We start from the raw sequence: 22598 nt of genomic DNA on the forward strand, positions 1-22598 counted from the left end.
TGGTTGGCATCGGTGGATCAGCCGGACACGCCGCGCACCAGCTCGCGCAGGGCGTCGGCGGCTCGGTCGGCGATCCGCCGCACCGTGGCCTCGTCGTGCAGGTTCTCCGAGTACTGCCAGGTGATCTCAAGCTCTCCGCCGTGGACTCCGCCGACCACGTCGAGCACGTGGGTGGCGAGCTGGTCGTCGGCCTGGTCGCTGCCGAGCCCGTCGAGCTGCCGCCGCACGACACCACCGGAGCCGACGGCGGTGTCCCACTGGCCGAGGTAGTTGAACGACACCGGCGCCGACCCCGCCGCGAGGAGCGCGGGATGACCGCCCAGGTACTTCAGCGCGCCGTACCCGATGCCACGACCGGGGACGGCTCGAAGTTGAGCCCGAACGGCCTTGGCCAGAGCGCGCCAGTCCTCACCGCCGGGAACGGTCAGTGCGACCGGGTAGATCGTGGTGAACCACCCGACGGTGCGCGAGAGGTCGACGCCGTCGAGGATGTCCTCGCGGCCATGGCCTTCCACATCGACGACGACGGTGTCCGAGCCCGTCCACTCCGACAGCGCCACCGCGACCGCGCCGAGCAGCACGTCGTTGATCTGGGTGCGGAAGCGGCCGGGGACCTTGCGGAGCAGCAGCTCCGTCTCGGCCGTGGTCAGCCTGGTTGCCAGGGTCCTCCGGGAACCGTTGCTGTTCAAGCCTTTCCGGTCAAGCGGAAGCGCTGCGACGGCTTCGGCGGCGGCGACCCAGTGGCCCACCTCGCCGTCGAGCTTGCCGGTCGTGACGTAGTCGCGCAGGTTGCTCGCCCAGTCCACATAGGACGTCGTTCTGGGTCCGAGGTCCACTTCGGACCCACTACTGATCTGTTCGTAGGCAGTGGAGAAGTCCTCAAGCAGGATGCGCCAGGACACTCCGTCCACAACCGCGTGGTGGATGCTCAGGAACAGCTTCGGAGCGCCGTCGCCGGTCAACAGCACGGCGCGCACCAGTGGGCCGTCCGCGAGGCTGTGACCACGTTGCGCGGCAAGTGCCTCCGCGTGGTGATCTGCCTTGTCGGCGACGTGGAACGCCAAGGAGGTCGAGTCGACCGGCTTGAGGTGCTGTCGCCACACACCGTCCGCGCACTCGAAGCGGGAGCGGAGAGCGTCGTGCTTGGCCACCAGTGCCTCCAGCGCGGCACGCACGACCTCCTCTCGTGCGTGCTCCGCGAGCTCCAGGTGCAGCGACATCGTGAAGTGATCGGGCTGTACCGGATGCTCGGCGAAGAACCAGCTCTGGATCGGCGTCAGCGGTGCGGAGCCGGTCACCGGCCCGCTGTCGGCACTCGTCGTGGCCGCCGTGGCCACCTCGGCCAGCTCCCGGACGGTCTGGTGGGTGAACATGTCCTTCGTGGACAGGTGGTGCCCGGCCTTCCTCGCCGCCGAGACCACCTGGATGCTCAGGATCGAGTCCCCGCCGAGGTCGAAGAAGTTGTCGGTCGCGCCGACCCGCTCCACGCCGAGCACGGCCGACCAGATCTCCGCCAGCTCGCGTTCGACACCGGGCGTCGGCTCCACGAAAGCGCCACCCCGCTCCCCGCGCGCCTCCGGCACCGGGAGCGCCCGCCGGTCCACCTTCCCGCTCGGGCTCAACGGCAGCTCGTCCAACGGGACGAACACTGCCGGGATCATGTGCTCCGGCAGCGACCGGCGGAGGTGTTCCCGCAGCTCCACCGGTGTCGCGGTGGTGATCACGTAGGCGACCAGGCGCCTGTCGCCCGGGGTGTCCTCTCGGGCCACCACGACGGCTTCGGTGACAGCGGAGTGGGTGGCGATGGCGGCTTCGATCTCACCAAGCTCGATGCGGAAACCGCGGATCTTGACCTGGTCGTCGGCCCGGCCGAGGTAGGTCAGGGTGCCGTCGGGCTGGTGCTTCGCCACATCACCGGTGCGGTACATCCGTTGCCCGGGAACGAAAGGATCTTCGACGAAGCGGTCGGCGGTCAGGTCGGGGCGGTTGAGGTAGCCGCGAGCCACACCGGCCCCGCCGATGAACAGCTCGCCCGCCACGCCGACCGGGACCTGGTTGCCGTCCGGGTCCAGCAGGTAGGCGCGGTAGTTCGGCAACGGGCGGCCGATCCCGACGCGGCCGGTCCGCGAGATCTCCGCCCAGTCCAGGTCGTGGCGGGTGACGTGGACCGTGGTCTCGGTGATGCCGTACATGTTGACCAGGCGCGTGGTCGCGCCCGGATAGCTGTCGAACCACGTCCGCAGGTGCGTCGGCTCCAGCGCCTCACCGCCGAAGATCACCAGTCGGAGCCGCGGCGGCACCGGGCACCCCGCCTCCACGGCGGTCCGCACCAGGCCGCGGAAGCTCGACGGCGTCTGGTTCAGCACCGTCACCCCCTCATCGGCGAGAAGGCTCCACATCGATTCCGGAGCACGCGCCACACTCCGTGGAACGACGACGATCCGCCCACCGAAGCTCAGGCCGCCCCACATCTCCCACACCGAGAAGTCGAAGGCGTAGGAGTGGAACACCGTCCACACGTCCTCACGGCCGAAGCCGAACCCGACGCGGGTGGTCTCCAGGAGGTTGGCGACGCTGCGGTGCTCGACCTGCACGCCCTTCGGGGTTCCGGTGGAGCCCGAGGTGTAGATCACGTAGGCCAGGTCCTCCGCCGTGACCCCGGAATTCGGCGCCCACGTGGGTTGGGCGGCGATCACCGGCCAGTCGGCGTCCATGGTGACGACCTCGGCCTCCCCCGTGGCCAGGTCACCGAGTCCGGTCTGCGTCAGCAGCACCGGAGCGGAAGTATCGGCGAGCATGAACGCCAGCCGGTCAGCCGGGTAGTCCGGGTCGAGCGGCACGTACGCGCCACCGGCCTTCAGCACCCCGAGCAGACCGACCACCATGTCCAGACCGCGCTCCAGGCTGACCGCGACAAGGGTTCCCGGCCGGACGCCGAGCCCCATCAGGTGATGCGCGACCTGGTTCGCACGTGTGTCGAGCTGCGCATAGGTCAGCTGTTCGCCTTCGCAAGTCACGGCGACGGCGGACGGCCGCAACCTGGCCTGGGCCTCGACCAGCTCGTGCACACAACGCGGCTGTCCGGTCTCCACGGCGGTGTCGTTCCAGCCCTCCGTGAGCTGGCGTCGCTCCGGCTCGGTGAGGATCGGCAGGCGCGCCACCAGGGTTTCCGGCGCGGCGATGATCGCGTCGAACAGGACCGCGAGGTGACCTGCCAGCCGCTGGATCGTCGCGCGGTCGAACAGGTCGGTGTTGTACTCGACGAGCCCGATGAGGCCGCCGTCGCGTTCGGTGAACTCGAAGGACAGGTCGAAGATCGCCATCGTTGCGGGGAGTTCCAGCTCTTCGATGCTCAGCCCGTCCAGCTCCACTGTGGACGACGGGGTGTTCTGGAGCACCACCAGGGCCTGGACCAGCGGCGTCCGACTCGGGTCGCGCTCCGGCTGGAGGATCTCCACCAGGCGTTCGAACGGAACGTCGGAGTTGCCGAAAGCGCCGAGCGCGGTGTCCCGGACCTGGGCGAGGAACTCGGTGAACGGAACCGAGCTGTCCACTGTGGAGCGCAGCACCAGGGTGTTGACGAAGAAGCCGACCAGTCGCTCCAGCTCCACCCGGTCGCGGCCGGAGCTGACGGTGCCGACGGCGATGTCACGCTGACCGCTGTGCCTGGCCAGCAGCAACTGGGTCGCGGCAACCAGAGTCATGAACAGCGTTGCCCCACAGGACCTGCCGACCGCGTTGAGCCCATCGAGGACCGACGCGGGGAGGTCGAAGCGGTGCACAGCACCGTTGGAGGTCTTCACCGGCGGGCGCGGGCGGTCGGTCGGCAGCTCCAACGGGGTGAGCCCGTCGAGCTTCGCCCGCCAGTAGTCGAGCTTCGCGGCGAACTCCGGCCCCGCCTGCTGCTCGCGCTGCCAGACCGCGTAGTCGGAGTAGCGGACGTCCAACGGCGGCAACACATCCCGCTCGCCACGTAGACCCGATGCGTAAAGCACACCGAGTTCTTCGACGAGCACACCCATCGACCAGCCGTCGGTGACGATGTGGTGCAACGACAGCACAAGCACGTGGCTGGTGTCGGTCAGCCGCAGCAGCAACGCGCGCAGCAACGGACCCGTGCGCAGGTCGAACGGCGTGCCGACCTCATCGGCCAGCGCCTGGTCGAGCTGGCTCGGGGCCACGTCCACCACACGTAGTGGCACCTCAGAAGCCGGGCTGACGCGTTGGACACCTCGCCCGTCGACGGAGTCGAAGGTGGTGCGCAGCGACTCGTGCCGCGCGACGAGACCGGTGATCGCATCCTGGAGTGCTGACACCACAAGCGGCCCAGAGAGGCGGAGGCCGGCGCAGGTGTTGTACTCCGCTCCGCCAGGGGCGAACTCGTCGAGGAACCACAACCGCTGCTGCGCGAAGGAAAGCGGCATATCACCGGTGTGGTCCACACGCGGAATGCGCTGGTCGCCGACGGTGGTCTCCTGGTCCACCACCACCGCGAGCCCTTCGACCGTCGGCGTGGTGAACAACGCGCGAGGTGAGGTCTGGACCGCGAGAGCCGCCCTGATCCGGGAGGTGACGCGGATGCTCAGGATCGAGTCCCCACCGAGGTCGAAGAAGTTGTCGTGCACGCCGACCCTGGGCACACCGAGCACTTCGGCCCAGATGTCCGCGAGGGTCTTCTCGGTCGCCGTTCTCGGCGCGGTGTAAGCGGTTCCGGTGTCCAGGTAACCATCCGGCGCGGGCAGTGCGCGGCGGTCGATCTTGCCGTTCGGGGTCAGCGGCAGCGCGTCGAGCTGCACGAAAGCCGACGGAACCATGTGCGCGGGCAAGCTCTCCGCGGCGAAGGACCGCAGCGTGGCCGCGTCGAGCTTCGCACCGACCACGTAGGCGATGAGCCGGTTCGCCCTCGCTACCACCGCGACCTCGTTGACGCCGGAGTGTCCAATCAGGACGGACTCGACCTCTCCTGGCTCGACCCGGAAGCCGCGGATCTTCACCTGATCGTCCATCCGGCCCACGTACTCCAGCTCGCCGCTGGACAGCCGTCGCACTCGGTCGCCGGTGCGGTACAACCGCTCCCCCGGGACGAACGGGCTCTCGACGAACCGGGACGCGGTCAGCTCCGGCTGGTTCAGGTAGCCGCGCGCGACGCCCTCACCGCCGATGTACAGCTCACCGGCGACCCCGACCGGCACCAGGTCGCCAGCCCGGTCAAGGATGTAGCAGCGGGAGTTGGCCAGTGCTCGGCCGATCGGCACGGTCGTGCGCCCTTCGAGTGCGGCGCGGGACGGCTCGAACATGCACGAGTCGATCGACGCCTCGGTCACGCCGTAGGAGTTGACCACGAGCGTGTCGGGGCTGAGGCGCTCCAGCAGCTCCAGGCAGTCCTCGGTGTGCCATGCCTCCGAGCCGACCGACAGCACCTTCAGCGGGGGAAACCGCCCGGAGAGCTCGTCGACCAGTGCCCTGGTCATGGTCGGCACCAGCTCCATCGCCGTCGCGCCCGTCCGCTCGATCTCGGCCAGCAGCCTGGTCGGATCGGCCGCGATGTCGCGCGGGCAGATCACCAAGGTGCCACCGAAGCACAAGGCGCGGAGCAGGTCACCGTGGAAGACGTCGAAGGAGACGCTGGCAACCGACAGGTGGCGCGGCCGCATCTCACGCAATCCGTACCGAGTGTTCCAGGCCGCCGCGACCGAGCACAGGTTGCGGTGCTCGACCATCACGCCCTTGGGTTTCCCGGTCGAGCCGGACGTGTAGATCACGTAGGCCAGGTCGCGCGGCGCGACCACAGTGGACGGCGCATCCGAGGCGACCGGCCACTCACCGCCCAGACGGACCACGTCGATCGAGGTCTTCCCCCAGTCCCGGTCAGTCAGCAGGACGGCGGCACCGGAGTCAGCAAGCATGTACTCCAAGCGGTCGGCCGGGTATCCCGGGTCCAGCGGCACGTAGGCACCACCGGCCTTGAGCACAGCCAGGAACGCGACCACCACGTCGATCCCGCGTTCGAGGCCGACTGCCACCAGGACCCCCGGCCGCACTCCTCGCTTGACCAGCACGTGCGCGAGCCCGTTGGCACGTGCGTCCAGCTCCGCGTAGCTCAGCTCCTGGTCGCCGAACACCAACGCGACGGCGTCGGGTGTTGCCGCGGCCTGCTCCGCGAAAAGCTCGTGCACGCAGCGCGGCTCCGACGGCGTGATCGGCTGGTCCTGGTATTCGACACGCTCCGCCTCTTCGACCATCGGCAGCTCGACAAGCGTGCGGAAAGGGTTGCTGCCCATTCCGGTCAGGAGCTTCCGCAGGTGCCTGGCCACGCGGTCCACAGTGGACGACTCGAACAGGGCTGGGTCGTAGGACAGCTCGATCGTGAATCGCGGCAACGGGTAGGCGCTCACCGTCAACGGGTAGTTCGTGTCGTCGAGCGCGTCGACCTCACGCACTACGACGCCGTCCTCGGCCGCTTCACCGTCGAAGGGGTAGTTCTCGAAGACCACGAGACTGTCGAACAGGTTCACACCACCGCCGACGCCGCTCCATGCCTGGATCTGCGACAGCGCGACGTACTCCACGCGCCGTGACTCGATCTGCTCGCCCTGGATGCGGTGCAGCCACTCCAGGAGCTGGTCGTCGGCCTCGCCGGTCACGCGCACCGGCAGGGTGTTGATGAACAGGCCGATCATGGTCTCCACCCCGGCGAGCTCCGCCGGCCGACCGGAGACAGTGGAGCCGAAGCACACGTCCAGCTCGCCGCCGTACCGCCCGAGCAGCAGCGCCCACGCTCCTTGGACCAGCGTGTTCATCGTGAGCCGCTGGTCCTTGGCGAGCGAGTACAGCTGCTGCGTCTGCTCTTCGGAGAGTTCCAACCGCACGGAGCCGGACGTCCGCGTCGTGTGGGCCGCGGTGGGACGCCGGTCGTACGGCAGTTCGGTCGGCCCGTCGATCCCACCGACAACCCGCCGCCAGTACTGCTCTGCCGCATCGGCGTCCTGGCGCTGGATCCAGTCGATGTAGTCGCGGAACGGGCGCCTCGTGGCGAGTCGCGGCTCCGCTCCCTTGACGAGCGAGCCGTAGATCTCGAAGACCTCGGCGACGACCTCCGACAGGCTCCAGCCGTCGAGCAGGATGTGATGTGACGTGCGGATCATCTGCACACTGGTGTCGGAGAGCCGCCCGATGATGAGGCGCACCAACGGTCCCGTGCTGAGGTCCATGCCCGCTTCGGTGTCCTCCGCGACCACACAGGCGATCTCGGCGCGTTGGTCCTCATCGGACAGTCCACGCCAGTCGTAGTGCTGGACGGGGACCTCGACACCGCTGCGCACGACCTGAACCGGCGTGTCGATGTTCTCCCACACCACAGTGCTGCGCAGGATCGGCGTGCGGTCGACCACACGCTGCCACGCTGTCGCCAGTGCACGCGGATCAGTGACACCATCCAGCCGCAGACTCATCTGGTCGAAGTACGCCTCGTCGGTGCCGCCGACCAGGCTGTGGAACAGCATGCCGCTCTGCATCGGGGTGAGCGGGTAGATGTCTTCCACCTGCCCCAAGGCCGTGATCCGGTCCACTGTGGACTGGTCGAGCCCGGCGAGCGGGAAGTCCGACGGCGTAGCCCCGCCAGCGGTGGGCTCGGCGCAGTGCAGCACGATCCGCCGCAGGTTCTCGGCCACCTCGTCGGCGAGCCGCCGCACGGTGGCCTCGTCGTGCACGTTCTCCGAGTACAGCCAGCTGATCTCCAGCACACCGTCCCGCGCGATGCCGACCACGTCGATCAGGTACGGGCGCAGCTCCTCCGGCCCCATGTCCTGGCCGAGGTCACCGAAGCGCGCGTCCCGGTAGAGCGCGCTCCGCTCAGCGGAGCCGTGCCACTGGCCGTGGTAGTTGAAGCTGATGCACGGCAAGGGGTCCGACCGCATCGACGAGCCGGGGTCGAGGTAGCGGAGGGCGTCGTAGCCGAGGCCGCGCCCGGGAACCGCGCGCAGCTGCTCCTTGACCGCCTTGAGCACAACACCCCAGTCACCGGCGGGAATGGCCAGGGCGACGGGGAAGTGCGTGGTGAACCAGCCGATCGTGCGGGAGAGGTCGACGTCGTCGGTGATCTCCTCGCGGCCGTGGCCCTCCATGCCCAGCAGCACACGGCTGTCGCTGGTCCAGCTCGCGAGCGCCGCACCCATCGCACTGATCAGCACGTCGTTGACCTGTGTGCGGTACACCCCGGGAACCTGGTGCAGCAACGCGTCGGTGGTCTCGCGGTCGAGCCGGACCGTGAGCATCCGTGCCGAACCGGCGGTGTTCGGGCCGTGGTGGTCCACCGGCAGCCGCGGCGGTTCGGAGCCGTGGATCGCCGACCAGTGCGGGATCTCCGCATCGAGCCCACCACCACGCACGTGGGCGTTCAGCCTCACGGCCCAGTCGGTGAACGCCGTGGTCTTGGGGCCGAGGTCGACCGGCTTACCGGCGCGCGCCTGCTGATAGGCGGTATCGAGGTCTTCGAGCAGGATTCGCCACGACACCCCGTCGACCACCAGGTGGTGGATCGCGAGGAACAGCGTGGTCCCGTTGATCAGCACCGCGCGAACCAGGTCGCCAGTGGCGAGGTCCATCGAGGACTGCGCGGTGAGCGCCGCCTCATGAGCGTCCACATCGGACATGCTGGTCAGCAGCCTGCTCGGCTCGACCGGTGCGATGTCCTGCTGCCACGCTCCCCCGACCTTGCGGAAGCGGGTGCGCAGCGCGTCGTGGTGCGTGACGATCCCCACGAGCGCGGCGCGCAGGGCCTGCTCGTCGACGTCCTCCACCAGATCGAGGGTCGTGGACATCGCGTAGTGGTCCGGCATGGCCGTGTGCGCTTCGAAGAACCAGTGCTGGATCGGCGTCAGCGGCGCGGTTGCCGGTGCCGCGACGCGCTGGGCGACCGGTGCGGACGCGCGGTCGGCGACGGCGGCGAGCTGGGCGATCGTGTGGTGGACGAAGATGTCCTTGGCGGTGAGCCGGACACCGACCCGGCGGGCCCGGGAGACAACCTGGATGCTGAGGATCGAGTCGCCGCCGAGTGCGAAGAAGTCGTCGTCGACGCCGACCCGGTCGACACGCAGGACCTCCGACCAGATCGCTGCGAGCTTCTCCTCGACGGGTGTGCGCGGGGCGACGTAGGCGGTCCCGGTCTCGGCGGGCCCATCGGGGTCGGGCAGGTTCCTCCGGTCGACTTTTCCGTTGGGGGTCAACGGGAGCGCTTCGAGGACCACGAACGTCGAAGGCACCATGTACGTCGGCAGGGCCTGTTCCAGGTGTGCGCGCAGCTCCGCGACGGTGGTCGTCGAACCGGCTCCGGGAACCACGTAGCCGACCAGGCGCGGCCTGCCGGACTCGTCCGGGCGGGCGACGACGGCCGCGTCGCTGAGCCCCGGGTGCGCGGACAGCGCGGCCTCGACCTCACCGGGTTCGATCCGGAAGCCCCTGATCTTGACTTGGTCGTCGACCCGACCGAGGAACTCCAGCGTGCCGTCGGCGAGGAAGCGCACGCGGTCTCCGGTGCGGTAGACCCGACCGCCGGGGTGGAACGGGTCGGGCCCGAACCGTTGCGCGGTCAGCTCGGGCCGGCGCCAGTACCCCGCGCCGACGCCGTCACCGCCGATGTGCAGCTCGCCGGGCACGCCGACCGGAACCGGCTCCCCCGCCGGGTCGAGCACGTAGACCCTGGTGTTCGCGAGCGGTCGGCCGATCGGCACGAACGGCTTGTCCGGCAGCGGTTCCCCGGTCGGCACGAACACCGTCGAGTCCACTGTGACCTCGGTGGAGCCGTAGGCGTTGACCACCAGGGTGCCCGGCGTGACGCGCTCGACCAGCCGCGCGCAGTCCTCGACCCGCCAGCCCTCCGAGCCGACCGACACGAGCCCCATCAACGGCAGCAGCGCGTCGCGCGTCGCGAGCTCCTCGACCAGCGCGTTGGCCAGCGTCGGCACCAGCTCGATCGCGGTCCCGCCGACGCGCTCGACCAACGCGAGCAGGCGTGGCGGATCGGTCACCACGTCGGTCGGCGCGATGATCATCGTGCCGCCGAAGAACGTGGAGCGTTGCAGGTCGGAGAAGAACAGGTCCACGGCGAGCGTGGTCACGGAGACGAACCTCAGCCGCTTGTCGCTGAGCGCGTACCCGCGGTCCCACGCGTCGGCGATGTAGGCGAGGTTCCGGTGGGTGATCATCACGCCCTTCGGCGTGCCGGAGGAGCCCGAGGTGTAGATGACGTAGGCGAGGTCGTCCGGGCCGACCGAGGTCTCCGGGGCGATGGTCGGGTGCTGCCCGAAGCCGTCGTCCAGGCACAGCACCCGGGCGTCGCTGCCCGGCAGCTTCGGCAGGAGTCGCCGCTGCGTCAACAGAACCGGAGTTGCCGAGTCGGAAAGCATGAACTCCAGCCGGTCGGCCGGGTACGCCGGATCGAGCGGCACGTACGCGCCACCGGCCTTCAGCACCCCGAGCAGACCGACGACCATGTCCAGCCCGCGTTCCACGCACAGACCCACCAGCACTCCGGGCCGGACTCCCTGCGCGACGAGCTCATGCGCGAGCTGGTTGGCACGGGCGTCCAACTCCGCGAAGCTCAGCGCGGAGTCCTCGTACACCACGGCCGTCTCATCCGGACACAGCCGGACCTGGTGCTCGAACATCGAGTGGATGTGCTGCGGCACAACGTAGTCGGCGGCGGTGTCGTTCCACGTCGCGGTGACCTCGGTGCGCTCGGCGGGGGTCAGCCACGGCAGCTCGCCGACAGTCCGGCGGGGCTGCGACGCGATCCCCTCCAGGAGCACCTGGAGATGCCCGATCATGCGTTCGATGGTCGCGGCGTCGAACAGGTCGGTGTTGTACTCCAGCACGCCGAGCAGCGCGCCGTTGCGCTCCTGGAACTCCAGGCTGATGTCGAAGGTCGACGAGTCCCGGGGCAGGCTGAACTCCTCGGAACGCAAGCCCTTCAGCTCAAGGGACTGCTTCTGGTAGCTGCGCAGCACCACCATGGCCTGGAACAACGGAGTGCGGCTCGGGTCGCGCTGCGGCTGCAACGCGTCCACGAGCCGGTCGAACGGAACCTCGTCGTGCGCGAGCGCGTCGAGCACGGTCGCCTTCACGTCCGCGAGGAAGTCCAGGAACTGCTGGTCGCGGTCCACCTGCGCCCGCACGACAACGGTGTTGGTGAAGAAGCCGATCGTGCCAGCGAGCTCGGGTCGGTTGCGCGCGGCGGTGACCGTGCCGAGCGAGATGTCCTCGTGGCCGGAGTAGCGGGAGAACAGCGTCTTGCACGCGGCGAGCAACACCATGAACAGCGTGGAACCGGTGTCCTGGGCGAGTTCTCGCAAACGGTCGGTGACGGCGTCCGGCACGTCGAACAGCCGGAGCGCCCCGTTCTGCGTCCGCACCGGCGGCCGTGGCCGGTCGGTCGGCAACTCCAGTGGCGCGATGCCCGCGAGCTGCTGCTTCCAGTAGTCCAGCTTCGCCGCTCCGGAGTTCTTCTCGCGCTGCCACACCGCGTAGTCCGGGTACTGCACGCGCACCTCGGGCAGCGCGGCATCGACCCCGTCCACGGCGGCCCGGTAGCTCGCGCTCAGCTCGTCGCACAAGACGTCGAAGGACCACCCGTCGACCACGATGTGGTGTGCACCGATGACGAGCAGGTGCTCATCGGCACCGAGCCGGACCACCATCGCCCGGAACAACGGCCCTTCACGGAGGTCGAAGGGCTGGTTGAACTCGTCGAGCACCTGGCGGAGTTCGTCAGCTGAACTGTCCACAACGGACACATTGAGCGAGTACGGCGGGTGCACGATCTGGACAGCCGCGCCGTCGACCGAGTCGAAGGTAGTGCGCAGCGCCTCATGCCGGTCAACCAGTCGCTGGAGCGCGGTGGTCAACGCGGGCAGGTCGAGTTCACCGTGCAGGCGCATCGCCAGCGAGCTGTTGTACTCCGTTCCACCCGGTTCGAGCTCGTTGAGGAACCACAACCGCTGCTGGGCGAAGGATAGCGGCAGTGGGCCGGTGCGCGGCGCGGGGCGGATCGAATCGTCGGCGACGGCGGTTGGTTCGACCTGCCCGGCGAGGCGCTTGCGCAGTGCGTCGCGCAGGTGCTCCGGAACGGCTGCGATGCGGTCTTCGAGTGACGAGGTGTCCACTTTCACTCCTCCGTAGCCATCGGGAACAGCCGGTCGTAGACCGGACGCCCGCGCAGGGCGGTCGGGCGGTACTGGACGTCGTGCTCGCCGGTGGTGACGCCCTGTGCTGTGTGCAGGCGGCCGTTGAGCGAGTAGTCGGGGTGGATGCCGTCATCGCTGGGCTTGTAGCGGAATCCGAGCGTCAGCACGTCGCCCCGCTCGACGGCATGCGGCTCGTCGAACAGGGGGACGTACGCGGGCATCCAGTTCGTGCGCTCGTGCAGGGAGTCGACCGGCGCGCCGTCGGGTGAGCACCACAGCTGGATCCACAACAGCACGCCGTCGACGCGACCGGGCCGGGTCATGGTGAGCGCGACAGTGGTGTCTCCCTCGACCGCGAGTTTCCCGTTGAACTCCAGCACTTCGACCGGCTTGTGGTCGGAGAGCACCGCCTCGGGCCCGATCCCCGATATCCCGAGCAACACGTCGCGCGGTCCTTTGAGGAACGTGAACGCCTGGGTCAACAGGTCGAGGGAGTCCTCGAAGAACCCGGCCCCGGAGGGGAAGATGTCGGCGAAGCACGCCGCACCCGCCAGCGTCACGCAGAGGTGCGGGACGAACATCGCTTCCGGCGTCGTCAACCGTCTACGAGCGTCGGCGAGAATGGCCGCTGCGCCCTCCGCCCCGCCGATGTCGCCGATCACCTCGGAGACGCACAGGTCCACCCGGCGCTCCAGGGAGATCTCGGTGGACCAACCGTGCCGCAGGTCGATCCGACCGAGCAGGCCCTCGCGCTCGGCGTGCTCCAGGGCCATCCGGTAGGTCTCGGCCATCCCTTCGACCGCGGTCACCCTGGTGGCGCCCGCCGCCAGCGACGCCAGCGCCCAGTTGAGGTCCCGGCCGGTGCCGATGTCCAGCGCCGACCGGCCGGGCGCGAGGTCCCGCAACGCCTCCCGGTAGGCGAGGTTGCGCACCTCGTCCATGGTCATGAAGTCGTAGAGCATCTCGTCGTAGCACGGGTACATGCCCACCGACGGCCACAACTGCGGCCTGCCCGGGTCCCAGCCGGACTCGTCGACCACGACGTCGAAGGTCTGCCCCGGGATCTCCAGCCTGCGCTGCGCGAACACGATCGACCACCTCACGGGTTTGTCTGCTGGTCAGGGCACGAGCGAACGTTCGATGTCGGCGACGATCTCCTCCTGCACCACCACCGCGAGCGCGGCGACGGTGGGCGCCTCGAAGACCACGCGGGGCGAGAGCTCGACGCCGAAGTTCGCGCGGATGCGGCCGACCAGCCGGATGCAGCTGATCGAGTCGCCGCCGAGTGCGAAGAAGTTGTCCCGCGCACCGACCCGCCGCACCCCGACGACCTCGCCGAGCAGCTCCGCGATCCTGGCCTCGGTCGGGTTTGCTGGCTCGACGTAGCCGGTGCCCACCGCACGCCGCTCGTCCGGTTCTGGCAGTGCCTTCCGGTCCACCTTGCCGGTAGCGGTCAGCGGCAACCGGTCCAGGAGCACGAACGCCGAGGGCACCATGTACTCCGGCAGCCGAGCAGCCAGCTCCTCGCGGAACGCGACGACATCGATCTCACTGTCCGCTGTGGACCGGGCGACCAGATAGCCGACCAGCCGCTTGGTGCCTGCCGGGTCCCGGCTCACCACCACCTCGGCGGAGGCGACGCGGGGGTCGTCGAGCAGCACCGCGCGCACCTCGGCGGGCTCGATCCGGTGACCGCGGATCTTCACCTGGTCGTCGGCCCGGCCGAGCAGGTCGAGAGTCCCGTCCGCGCGCCAGCGAGCCAAGTCGCCCGTGCGGTACATCCGGCTCCCCGGCGCGCCGAACGGGTCGGGCACGAACCGCTCCACGGTGAGGTCGGGACGGCCGAGGTACCCGCGCGCGAGCCCGTCACCGGCGACGTACCACTCCCCGACGACGCCGACCGGCACCGGGTTGAGGTCGGCGTCCAGCACGTGGCAGCGGGTGTTGGCGATCGGTCCGCCCACCGGGATCAGCGGCCCGCCGTCGTCCACCGCGGGCACGTCGTACGAGGTGGCGAACACCATGCTCTCCACCGGCCCGCACACGTGCTTGAGGCGCACGTGCGGGAACCGTTGCCGCGCGGCCCTGATGTGGTCCGGCGAGGCCGCCTCACCACCGGTCGCGAGCTGGCGGACGGTGTCGAAGACCCTCGGGTACTCGTCGACAACCGCGTTGAACAGGCTGGTGGACAAGAACAACGTGGTCACGCCGTGCCGCGCGATCAGCTCGGCCATCACGTCCAGGTCCAGCTTCTGGCCAGGGCACAGCACGGTCGTCGCGCCGTGCAGCAGCGCTCCCCACAGCTCCAGCGAGATGGCGTCCCAGGACACGGAGGAGTACTGGAGGAACACCTCGTCGGGGCCGAAGTCGAAGTAGTCCGTGCCGAAGAACGTGCGCACCGACGCGCGGTGCGGGGCCTGGACTCCCTTGGGCTTGCCGGTGGAGCCGGAGGTGAACATGACGCAGGAGATGTTCGCCGGTCCGGCTCCGCCCTCCGGCCGGTCGGTCGGCTGCGCGGCGATCTTCGTTGCGCCGCCGTCCACGCACACCACGGTCGGCACGGCCGACGGCAACCGGTACCGCAGGCGGTTGGTCGTCACCACGACCGGTGTGGCCAGCTCCGTCGCCAGCACGGTGACCCGCTCGTCCGGGTGCGCGGGGTCGATCATGGCGTAGCCACCGCCAGCCTTCATCGCGGCGAGCATCGCCACCACCATCTCGACACCGCGTTCGAGGAACACGCCGACCACCACGTCCGGCCCGACCCCGAGCTCCACCAGGTGGTGCGCGAGCTGGTTGGCCCGCTGGTCGAGCTCGGCGTAGGTGATGCGCTCGGTGCCGAACACGACGGCGACCGACGTCGGTGTGCGGTCGGCCTGTTCCTCGAACAGCTCGTGCACGCACCGGTCGGAGGGGTAGTCCACGGCCGTGTCGTTCCACCGCGCCAGCGCCACGAGCTCGTTGCCATCCACTGTGGACAGCTCGGAGATCCGCACACCCTCGGCCCCGGCGATGTCGTCGAGCAGCGAGGACAGCCGGCCCGCCAGCAGCCGCACGGTCGCGGCGTCGAACAGGTCCGGGTCGTAGCCGAGAAGGTAGGAGAACCGCTCGGCGGCGTAGAAGATCAGGTTGAGCGGGTAGTGCGTGCCCTCGTCACCGCGAACCTCGCGAATGGCGAGCCCGGCCGCCGCGGCGGCCTCGTAGTGCAACGGATAGTTCTCGAAGACAACGATGCTGTCGAACTGGGCGGCCTCACCGCCCCACGACTGGATCCCGGACAGCGGCGCGTGCTCGAACTGGCGCGAGTCGATCTGCGCCTGTTGCAGGGCACGCAGCCACTGCACGGTCTCGCTCGCGCCGTCGACCCGCACCCGGACCGGAACGGTGTTGATCACCAGTCCGGCCACGCTGTCGATGCCGGGCAGGTCGGCCTCCCGCCCGGAGACGGTCGCGCCGAAGCACACTTCGCGCTGACCGCTGTGCCGGGAGAGCAGCAGCGCCCACGCACCCTGGACCACGGCGTTCACCGTGAGCCGGTGCCGCTTGGCGAACTCCGAGATGCGCGTGGACGTCCCTTCGGAGAGCTCCACCCGCACCTGCTCCGAGCCGCGCGGGTGGTGCGCCTCACCGGGCTGGCGGTCGAACGGCAGCGGGGTCCGCTCACCGCCTCCGGCGAACACCCCCCTCCAGTGCGCCTCGGTCGCGGCGTCGTCCTGCGCGTCGAGCCAGCGGAGGTAGTCACCGAACGGCCTGGGAGCAGGCCGGTCGAGCTGACCGAACCTCGCGAACAACTCGGTGAGCACCAGCTGCACACTCCACCCGTCCAGAACAAGGTGATGGAAGGCGAAAACGACCTGCACGCTCTCCGGTGACAGCCGCGCGAGCGCGATCCTGGCCAGCGGCGCGGCGGTGAGGTCGATGCCCTTGGCGCGGTTGGCGGCCAGGAACGACTCCAGCTCCGCACGTTGGCCGTCCTCGTCCAGCCCGCTCCAGTCCAGCCGCTCGATCGGCAGCTCGGCGTCGCGGTGCACCACCTGAACCGGGTGGTCTACGCCCTTCCACCGCAAAGAGGTCCGCAGAACGTCCATTCGGGACACGACCGCGCGCCACGCTTCGGCCAGCCGGTCCAGATCGGCGACGCCGTCGAGCACGAACACGACCTGGGCGAAGTAGACCGAGGACTCCGGCTCGGAAAGCGTGTGGAAGAGCATGCCGCTCTGCAACGCGGTGAGCGGGTAGACCTCCTCCACCACCGACCCGGCGGTGATCTCGTCCACAGTGGACTGGTCAAGCCGCACGAGCGGGAAGTCCGACGGAGTTGCCCCGCCGACGCCCGGCCCGGCGCAGTGCCGCACGATCGCGCTCAGCACCTCGGCCAGGTTGCCTGCCAGGTGTTCCACGGTCGCGGTGTCGTGCAGCTCCGTGGAGTAGGTCCACACCAGTTCGAGCCGCCCGCCGACGACCGCGCCGACCACGTCGAGGGCATGCGCACGCCGCTGCTCGGGATGCTGGGCCAGTCCCATGGTCAGCGGTCGGCCGCCGTAGGAGGCGTCCCACTGGCCGAGGTAGTTGAAGCTGATCGCCGGACGCTCCACAGTGGACTCGGTGAGGCACCCGTGCCCGAGCCCCTTCGACGGGACCGCCCGCAACTGTTCCTTCACCGACTTCAGCAGCTCACCGAGGTCACCACCGGGAACCGTGATCGTGACGGGGAAGAGCGCGGTGAACCAGCCCACGGTGCGCGAGAGATCCACGTCACCGACCAGGTCCTCGCGGCCGTGGCCCTCCAGGTCCACCACGACGCGGTCCCGGCCGGACCAGTCGGCGAGCACCTTGCCGAGCGCCGCCAGCAGCACGTCGTTGACCCGCGTGCGGTAGACCGAGGGAACGTGCCGCAGCAGCGCCTCGGTGTCCTCCTCGCCGAGCCGCACCGTGACGGTGTCGGCGGTGGCGACGGTGTTGACCCCGCTGCGGTCGGTCGGCAACGCGACGTGCTCCCCCGCCCAATACTCGCGGTCCGCCTCGAAGGACGTTGCCCACACCCGCCGCGACCACTCCTGGAACGACGTCGTCCGCGCGGGCAGTGCCTGCTTCTCGTACGCCGTTGCCAGGTCCTCCAGCAACACCCGCCACGACACCGCGTCGACGACCAGGTGGTGAACGGTGATCAACAGCTGCGGCAGCCGCTCCCCGCCGAAGTCCGCGAGCACCGCCGCGAGCACCGGGCCGTCCTCCAGGTCGAACCCCCGCTGGGCCTCAGCGAAGACCTGCTCCGCTTCGTCCACATTGGACACCCGGTGGCACGTCAGCACCTCGGCGTCATCTGCTGGAAGGATCTCCTGCCACCACTGACCGCCGCTCCGGCCGAACCGCGAGCGCAACGCGTCGTGGTGGTCGACGAGCGCCCGCAGTGCGCCGCCGAGGGCCGCCACGTCCACGTCAGCGTCCAGCTCGACGCGGACCCACTGGTTGAAGTGCTCGGGGTGCTCCGGGTGGTTGTCCAGGAACCACTGCTGGACCGGCAGCAGCGGCACCGTTCCGCTCACCCGCTCCCGCGCCACCTCAGGCACCTGACCGGTCAGCCCGGCTCCGACCAAGGCTGCCACCGTCTGGTGGAGGAACATCAGCTTCGACGTCACCGGCAGACCCACCGCCCGCGCCCGCGACACCACCTGCAAGCTCAGGATCGAGTCCCCGCCGAGGTCGAAGAAGTTGTCCTCCACACCGACCCGTTCCACGCCGAGCACGTCCGCCCACAGGTGGCAGACCTGTTCTTCGACGGGGGTGCGCGGTGCGACGTAGGCGTTGCGCAGCTGTGGTCGGCCGGTCGGCGCGGGCAGCGCACGGCGGTCGAGCTTCCCGTGACGGGTCAACGGGATCTCGTCCAGCACGACGTAGTCCGAGGGCACCATGAAGTCCGGCAACCGGCGCGCGGCGATGGCACGCAGCTCACCCGCTTCGGGTCGCGCGCACCCCGCGGCAATCACCACGTAGGCGGTCAACCGCTTCACACCGGGCGTGTCCTCGCGCACCACAACGGCGGACTGAGCGACGCGCGGGTCTTCCGCGAGCGCGACCTCGATCTCCCCGGGCTCGATGCGGAAACCCCGGACTTTGACCTGGTTGTCCGCGCGGCCGAAGAACTCCAGGACACCTTCGGCGGTCCACCGCGCGAGGTCGCCGGTTCGGTACAACCGCTCCCCCGGCGCGCCGAACGGGTCGGCGACGAACCGCTCAGCACTCAGGTCCGGGCGGTTGAGATACCCGTGCCCCAAGCCCTTCCCGCCGATGTACAGCTCGCCCGCGACACCGATCGGCAAGGGGTTCAACGCGGCGTCGAGCACGTGCAGGCGGGTGTTGCGCAGCGGCGGGCCGATCGGCACGAGCGACCGTTCCTCGCGCACGTCCTCCTGCCGCACCTGGTGGCAGGCCGCCACGATCATGGTCTCGACAGGGCCGTAGCCGTTGACCAGCCGCAGCTGCGGGAAGGCGCGTCGAACCCGGCGGATGTGCGCCATCCCGGCGACGTCACCACCGAAGAGCACCTGCTTGACCAGACCGAACAGCTCGATGTGGCTTTCGGCCAACGAGCTGAACAGCCCCGCGGCCAGGCAGAGCGTGGTGACACCGTGCTCCCGGACCTCGTGGACCAGGACGTCGGCGTCGATCGACCGTCCCGGGTAGAACACGAGCTTCGCGCCGTGCAGCAGCGCCGACCACAGTTCGAGCGACAGCCCATCCCACGACACGCCCATGCACTGGAGGACGACCTCCGCCGGGCCCATCTCGAAGAAGCCCGTGCCGCACAGCGCATGCACGGTAGCGCGATGCGGAGACAACACGCCCTTCGGCGTCCCGGAGGAGCCGGAGGTGAACAGCACGCAGGCCACGTCGTCACCGCTGACAGTGACATCCGGGCACGTGGTCGGGGACAGCGAGAGGTCCGTGCCGAGAGAGACCACAGTGGACACAAGCGCCATGTAGTCCGCGACGCGGTCAGCGGGAGCGAGCATCACTCGCACCTCGGCCTCACCGAGCATGAACCCGGCGCGCTCAAGCGGCTCCGCCGGGTCGATCGGCAGATAGGCGGCGCCGGTCTTGAGCACGCCGAGCAGCGCCACCGGCAGCCGCACCCCGCGCTCGGCGCAGATGCCGATGACGTCGCCGGGACGGACCCCGAGGCTGATCAGGCGGTTGGCCAGCTGGTTGGCGTGCTGGTCGAGCTCGCCATAGGTCATCGAGTCGCGGCCGCAGACCACCGCCACCGCGTCGGGGTCGGCCGAGGCGTGCTGGGCGAACAACCGGTGCAGCGGGATGTCGAGCGGCTGGGAACCGTCGGTGTCGTTGAACACCGCGACGAGGCCCTCCCGCGCGGCGACGGGCAGCCGGGAGATCGGCGTGGACGGAGCCGTCACGATCCGCTCCAGCAGTGACACCAGGTTCGTGGCCATCCGCGCCATGGTCGGCGGGTCGAACAGGTCCGCGCCGTAGCTCAACGAGCCGTGCAGCTCGCCGTCGCGCTCCTGGAACTCCCACACCAGGTCGCTGATCACCGACAGCTCCGGCAACCCGGCGTTCTCGATCAGCACGTCCCCGGTGTCCACTGTGGACATCCACGTGTCCTGGAGCACCACGATCGACTGGAACAGCGGGGTCCTGCTGGTGTCCCGGTCGATGCCGAGCGCGTCCACCATCCGCTCGAACGGCACCTCCTGGTGCGCGAACGCCTCCAGGGTGGTCGCCTTGACCCGGCCGAGCAGGTCGAGGAACGACGCGCCGGGGTCGAGCCGGGTCCGCAGCGCCAACGTGTTGATGAAGAAGCCGATCAGCCGCTCCAGCTCGGGCCGGTTGCGGCCGGAGGTCACCGTTCCGACGGTGACGTCGTCCTGCCCGGAGTACCGGCCGAGCAACACCTGCGTCGCCGCGACCAGCGTCATGAACAGGGTGGCGTGCGCCCGCTCCCCGACCCGCCGCATCCCCGAGGTCACCGACGCGGGGACGACGAACTCGTGCCGCCCTGCCGCGTACGACCGCACCGCCGGGCGCGGATGGTCCAGCGGCACGTCCAGCGGAGGCGCGTCGGTGAGCCGCGTGCGCCAGTACTCCAGGTGCTCGGCGACCGCGTCCTCGGTCCACTGCTCCTGCTGCCAGACGGCGAAGTCCGCGTACTGCACGGGAAGCCGCGGCAGGTCTCCGCATCCGGCGTACAGCGAGCACAGCTCCTCGGCCATGATCCGGATCGAGGTGCCGTCGGTGACGATGTGGTGCACGCAGAAGACGAGGACGTGCTCCCGCTCGGACAGCTTGATCAGCGACACCCGTAGCGGCGGACCGGTTCGCAGGTCGAAGGGAGTCGTCAGCTCCGCGCGGACAACGCGGTCGTACTCCTTGTCGAACTCCTCTGCGGACAGTCCAGAGAGGTCAGTCATCGGCAGGGGCACCGGAGCGGGCGGGTGCACCAGCTGCACAGCGCGGCCGTCGGCCGAGGAGAACGTCGTGCGCAGCGCCTCGTGCCGCTCGACAACCCCGTCCAGGGCGCGGCGGAGCGCGGCGACGTCGAGCGAGCCGGTGAACCGCAGGCCGCAGGTGACGTTGTACTCGTAGCTGTCCGGCTCGAACTCCGCGAGGAACCACAACCGTTGCTGCACGGGCGAAAGCGGCAGCTCAGCGGAGCGCGGCACCGGCACGATCGCGGCACCGGACGAGCCGAGCCCGTCGATCACCTCGGCCAGCGCGGCCAGCGACGGCGCGTCGAAGAGCTCCCGGGGCGACAGCTTCACCCCGAAGGCGTCCATGGCCCTGGTCAGCGACCGGATGCCCCGGATCGAGTCGCCGCCGCGCTCGAAGAAGTTGTCGTGCGCGCTGATCCGCTCGACGCCGAGCACCTCGCGCCAGATCCCGGCCAGCACGCGCTCGGTGTCCGTGCGCGGCTCCACGTGCGAGGACCCCGAGCCGAGCCGCCGCGCCGCAGCGGCGACGGCGTCGCGGTCCACCTTGCCGTGCGGGGTGAGCGGCAGCTCGGGCAGCACGGCGAACGCGGCGGGCACCATGTACTCCGGCAGCGTCGCCGCCAAGTGCTCCCGCAGCGACGCCGTGCCGGGTTCGGCGCTGGTGGGCACGACGTACCCCACCAGTTGCTCGTCCTCGGCGAGCACGACGGCCTGGGCGACGTCCGGGTGTGCGGTGAGCACGGCCTCGACCTCACCGAGCTCGATCCGGTACCCGCGCAGCTTGACCTGGTGGTCCACCCTGCCGACGAACTCGGGACCGTCCACACCGGACCGGACGAGGTCGCCGGTGCGGTACATCCGCGTCCCGGCCGGGCCGAACGGATCGGCGACGAAGCGCTCCGCCGACAGGTCTGGGCGACGCAGATATCCCCGCGCGAGGCCGATTCCGGCGATGTAGAGCTCACCGACCTCGCCGTGGGCGACCGGGCGCAGCCGCGCGTCGAGCACGTAGACCCCGGTGCCCGGCAACGCCGTCCCCAGCGGCGGGAGCACGGCCCCGGCCAGCGGCGCGCTGACCGAACAGCACACCGTGGCCTCCGTGGGGCCGTACGCGTTGACCATGGTCCGCCCCGCCGACCACCGGCCGACCAGGTCCGGCGTGGACGCCTCCCCCGCCACCATCAGGCTCACCCCGCCCGCGACGCTGCCCGGCTCCATCACCGCGAGCGCGGCGGGCGGGATCGTGGCGTGGGTGACCCCCCGCTCGGCGATCAGCCCGGCCAGCGGGGCGCCCGGCGACAGCCGGTGCGTCGGGGCGGTGACCAGCGCGCCACCGACCACGAGCGGGGCGAAGGTCTCCCACACCGCCGCGTCGAAGCCGAGCGAGGCGAACTGGAGCATCCGGCTGTCCGGGCCGAGACCGAACCGCTCGTCCATCGCGCCGAAGACCGCCCCGCCGGAGTGCGTCACGACGACGCCCTTCGGCCTGCCGGTCGACCCCGAGGTGTAGATGAGGTAGGCCGCGTTCTCCTTGACCGCACGGGGAACCGGGTTGTGCGTGGCGTCGTGGGACAGCTCCGACAGCAGCACCGCGCGCTGCCCGCGCGGCACGACGTCCACCGTCGCCTCGGTGCACAGCGCCAGCACCGGCCGGGCGTCCTCGAAGACGTAGGAGACCCGGTCCTCGGGATAGCTGGTGTCCACCGGCAGGTAGGCCGCACCGGCCTTGAGCACCGCCAGCACCGAGACCACGAAGTCCGGCCCGTGCGGCAGGACGAGCGCGACGAAGTCCTCCGGCCCGACCCCGAGCCGCAGCAGCGCGTGGGCCAGCCGGTTCGCCCTGGCGTTGAGCTCGGAGTAGGACAGCTCCCCGTCCTCGGACACCAGCGCGGTGGCCCCGCCCGACCGGGCCACCTGGCTCTCGAACAGCTCCGTCAGCAGCTCAGCGCTCACCCGAACCTCCACGCGG

The 22598-nt window shown here is 69.9% G+C and carries 3 protein-coding genes; all 3 read right to left on the minus strand.

All coding sequences use genetic code 11. The features are described from left to right. Positions 1 to 17: 17 nt before the first annotated feature. Genes ACFFQA_RS27500 through ACFFQA_RS27510 form a run of 3 tightly spaced genes read right to left on the minus strand, consistent with a single transcriptional unit; the run spans position 18 to position 22582 of the window. Complete coding sequence (locus ACFFQA_RS27500) at positions 18 to 12158, minus strand: non-ribosomal peptide synthetase (protein ID WP_377858321.1); 12141 nt, start codon at positions 12156 to 12158, stop codon at positions 18 to 20. 2 nt (positions 12159 to 12160) lie between these two features. Next, complete coding sequence (locus ACFFQA_RS27505) at positions 12161 to 13282, minus strand: SAM-dependent methyltransferase (RefSeq protein ID WP_377858324.1); 1122 nt, start codon at positions 13280 to 13282, stop codon at positions 12161 to 12163. Positions 13283 to 13297: 15 nt separating this feature from the next. Then, positions 13298 to 22582 (minus strand): non-ribosomal peptide synthetase, encoded by a 9285-nt coding sequence (locus ACFFQA_RS27510; RefSeq protein WP_377858326.1) that lies wholly within the window; start codon positions 22580 to 22582, stop codon positions 13298 to 13300. Between the last annotated feature and the right edge of the window lie 16 nt (positions 22583 to 22598).

Origin of the sequence: Allokutzneria oryzae, assembly GCF_042429765.1 — a bacterium.
Classification (GTDB): Bacteria; Actinomycetota; Actinomycetes; order Mycobacteriales; family Pseudonocardiaceae; genus Allokutzneria; species Allokutzneria oryzae.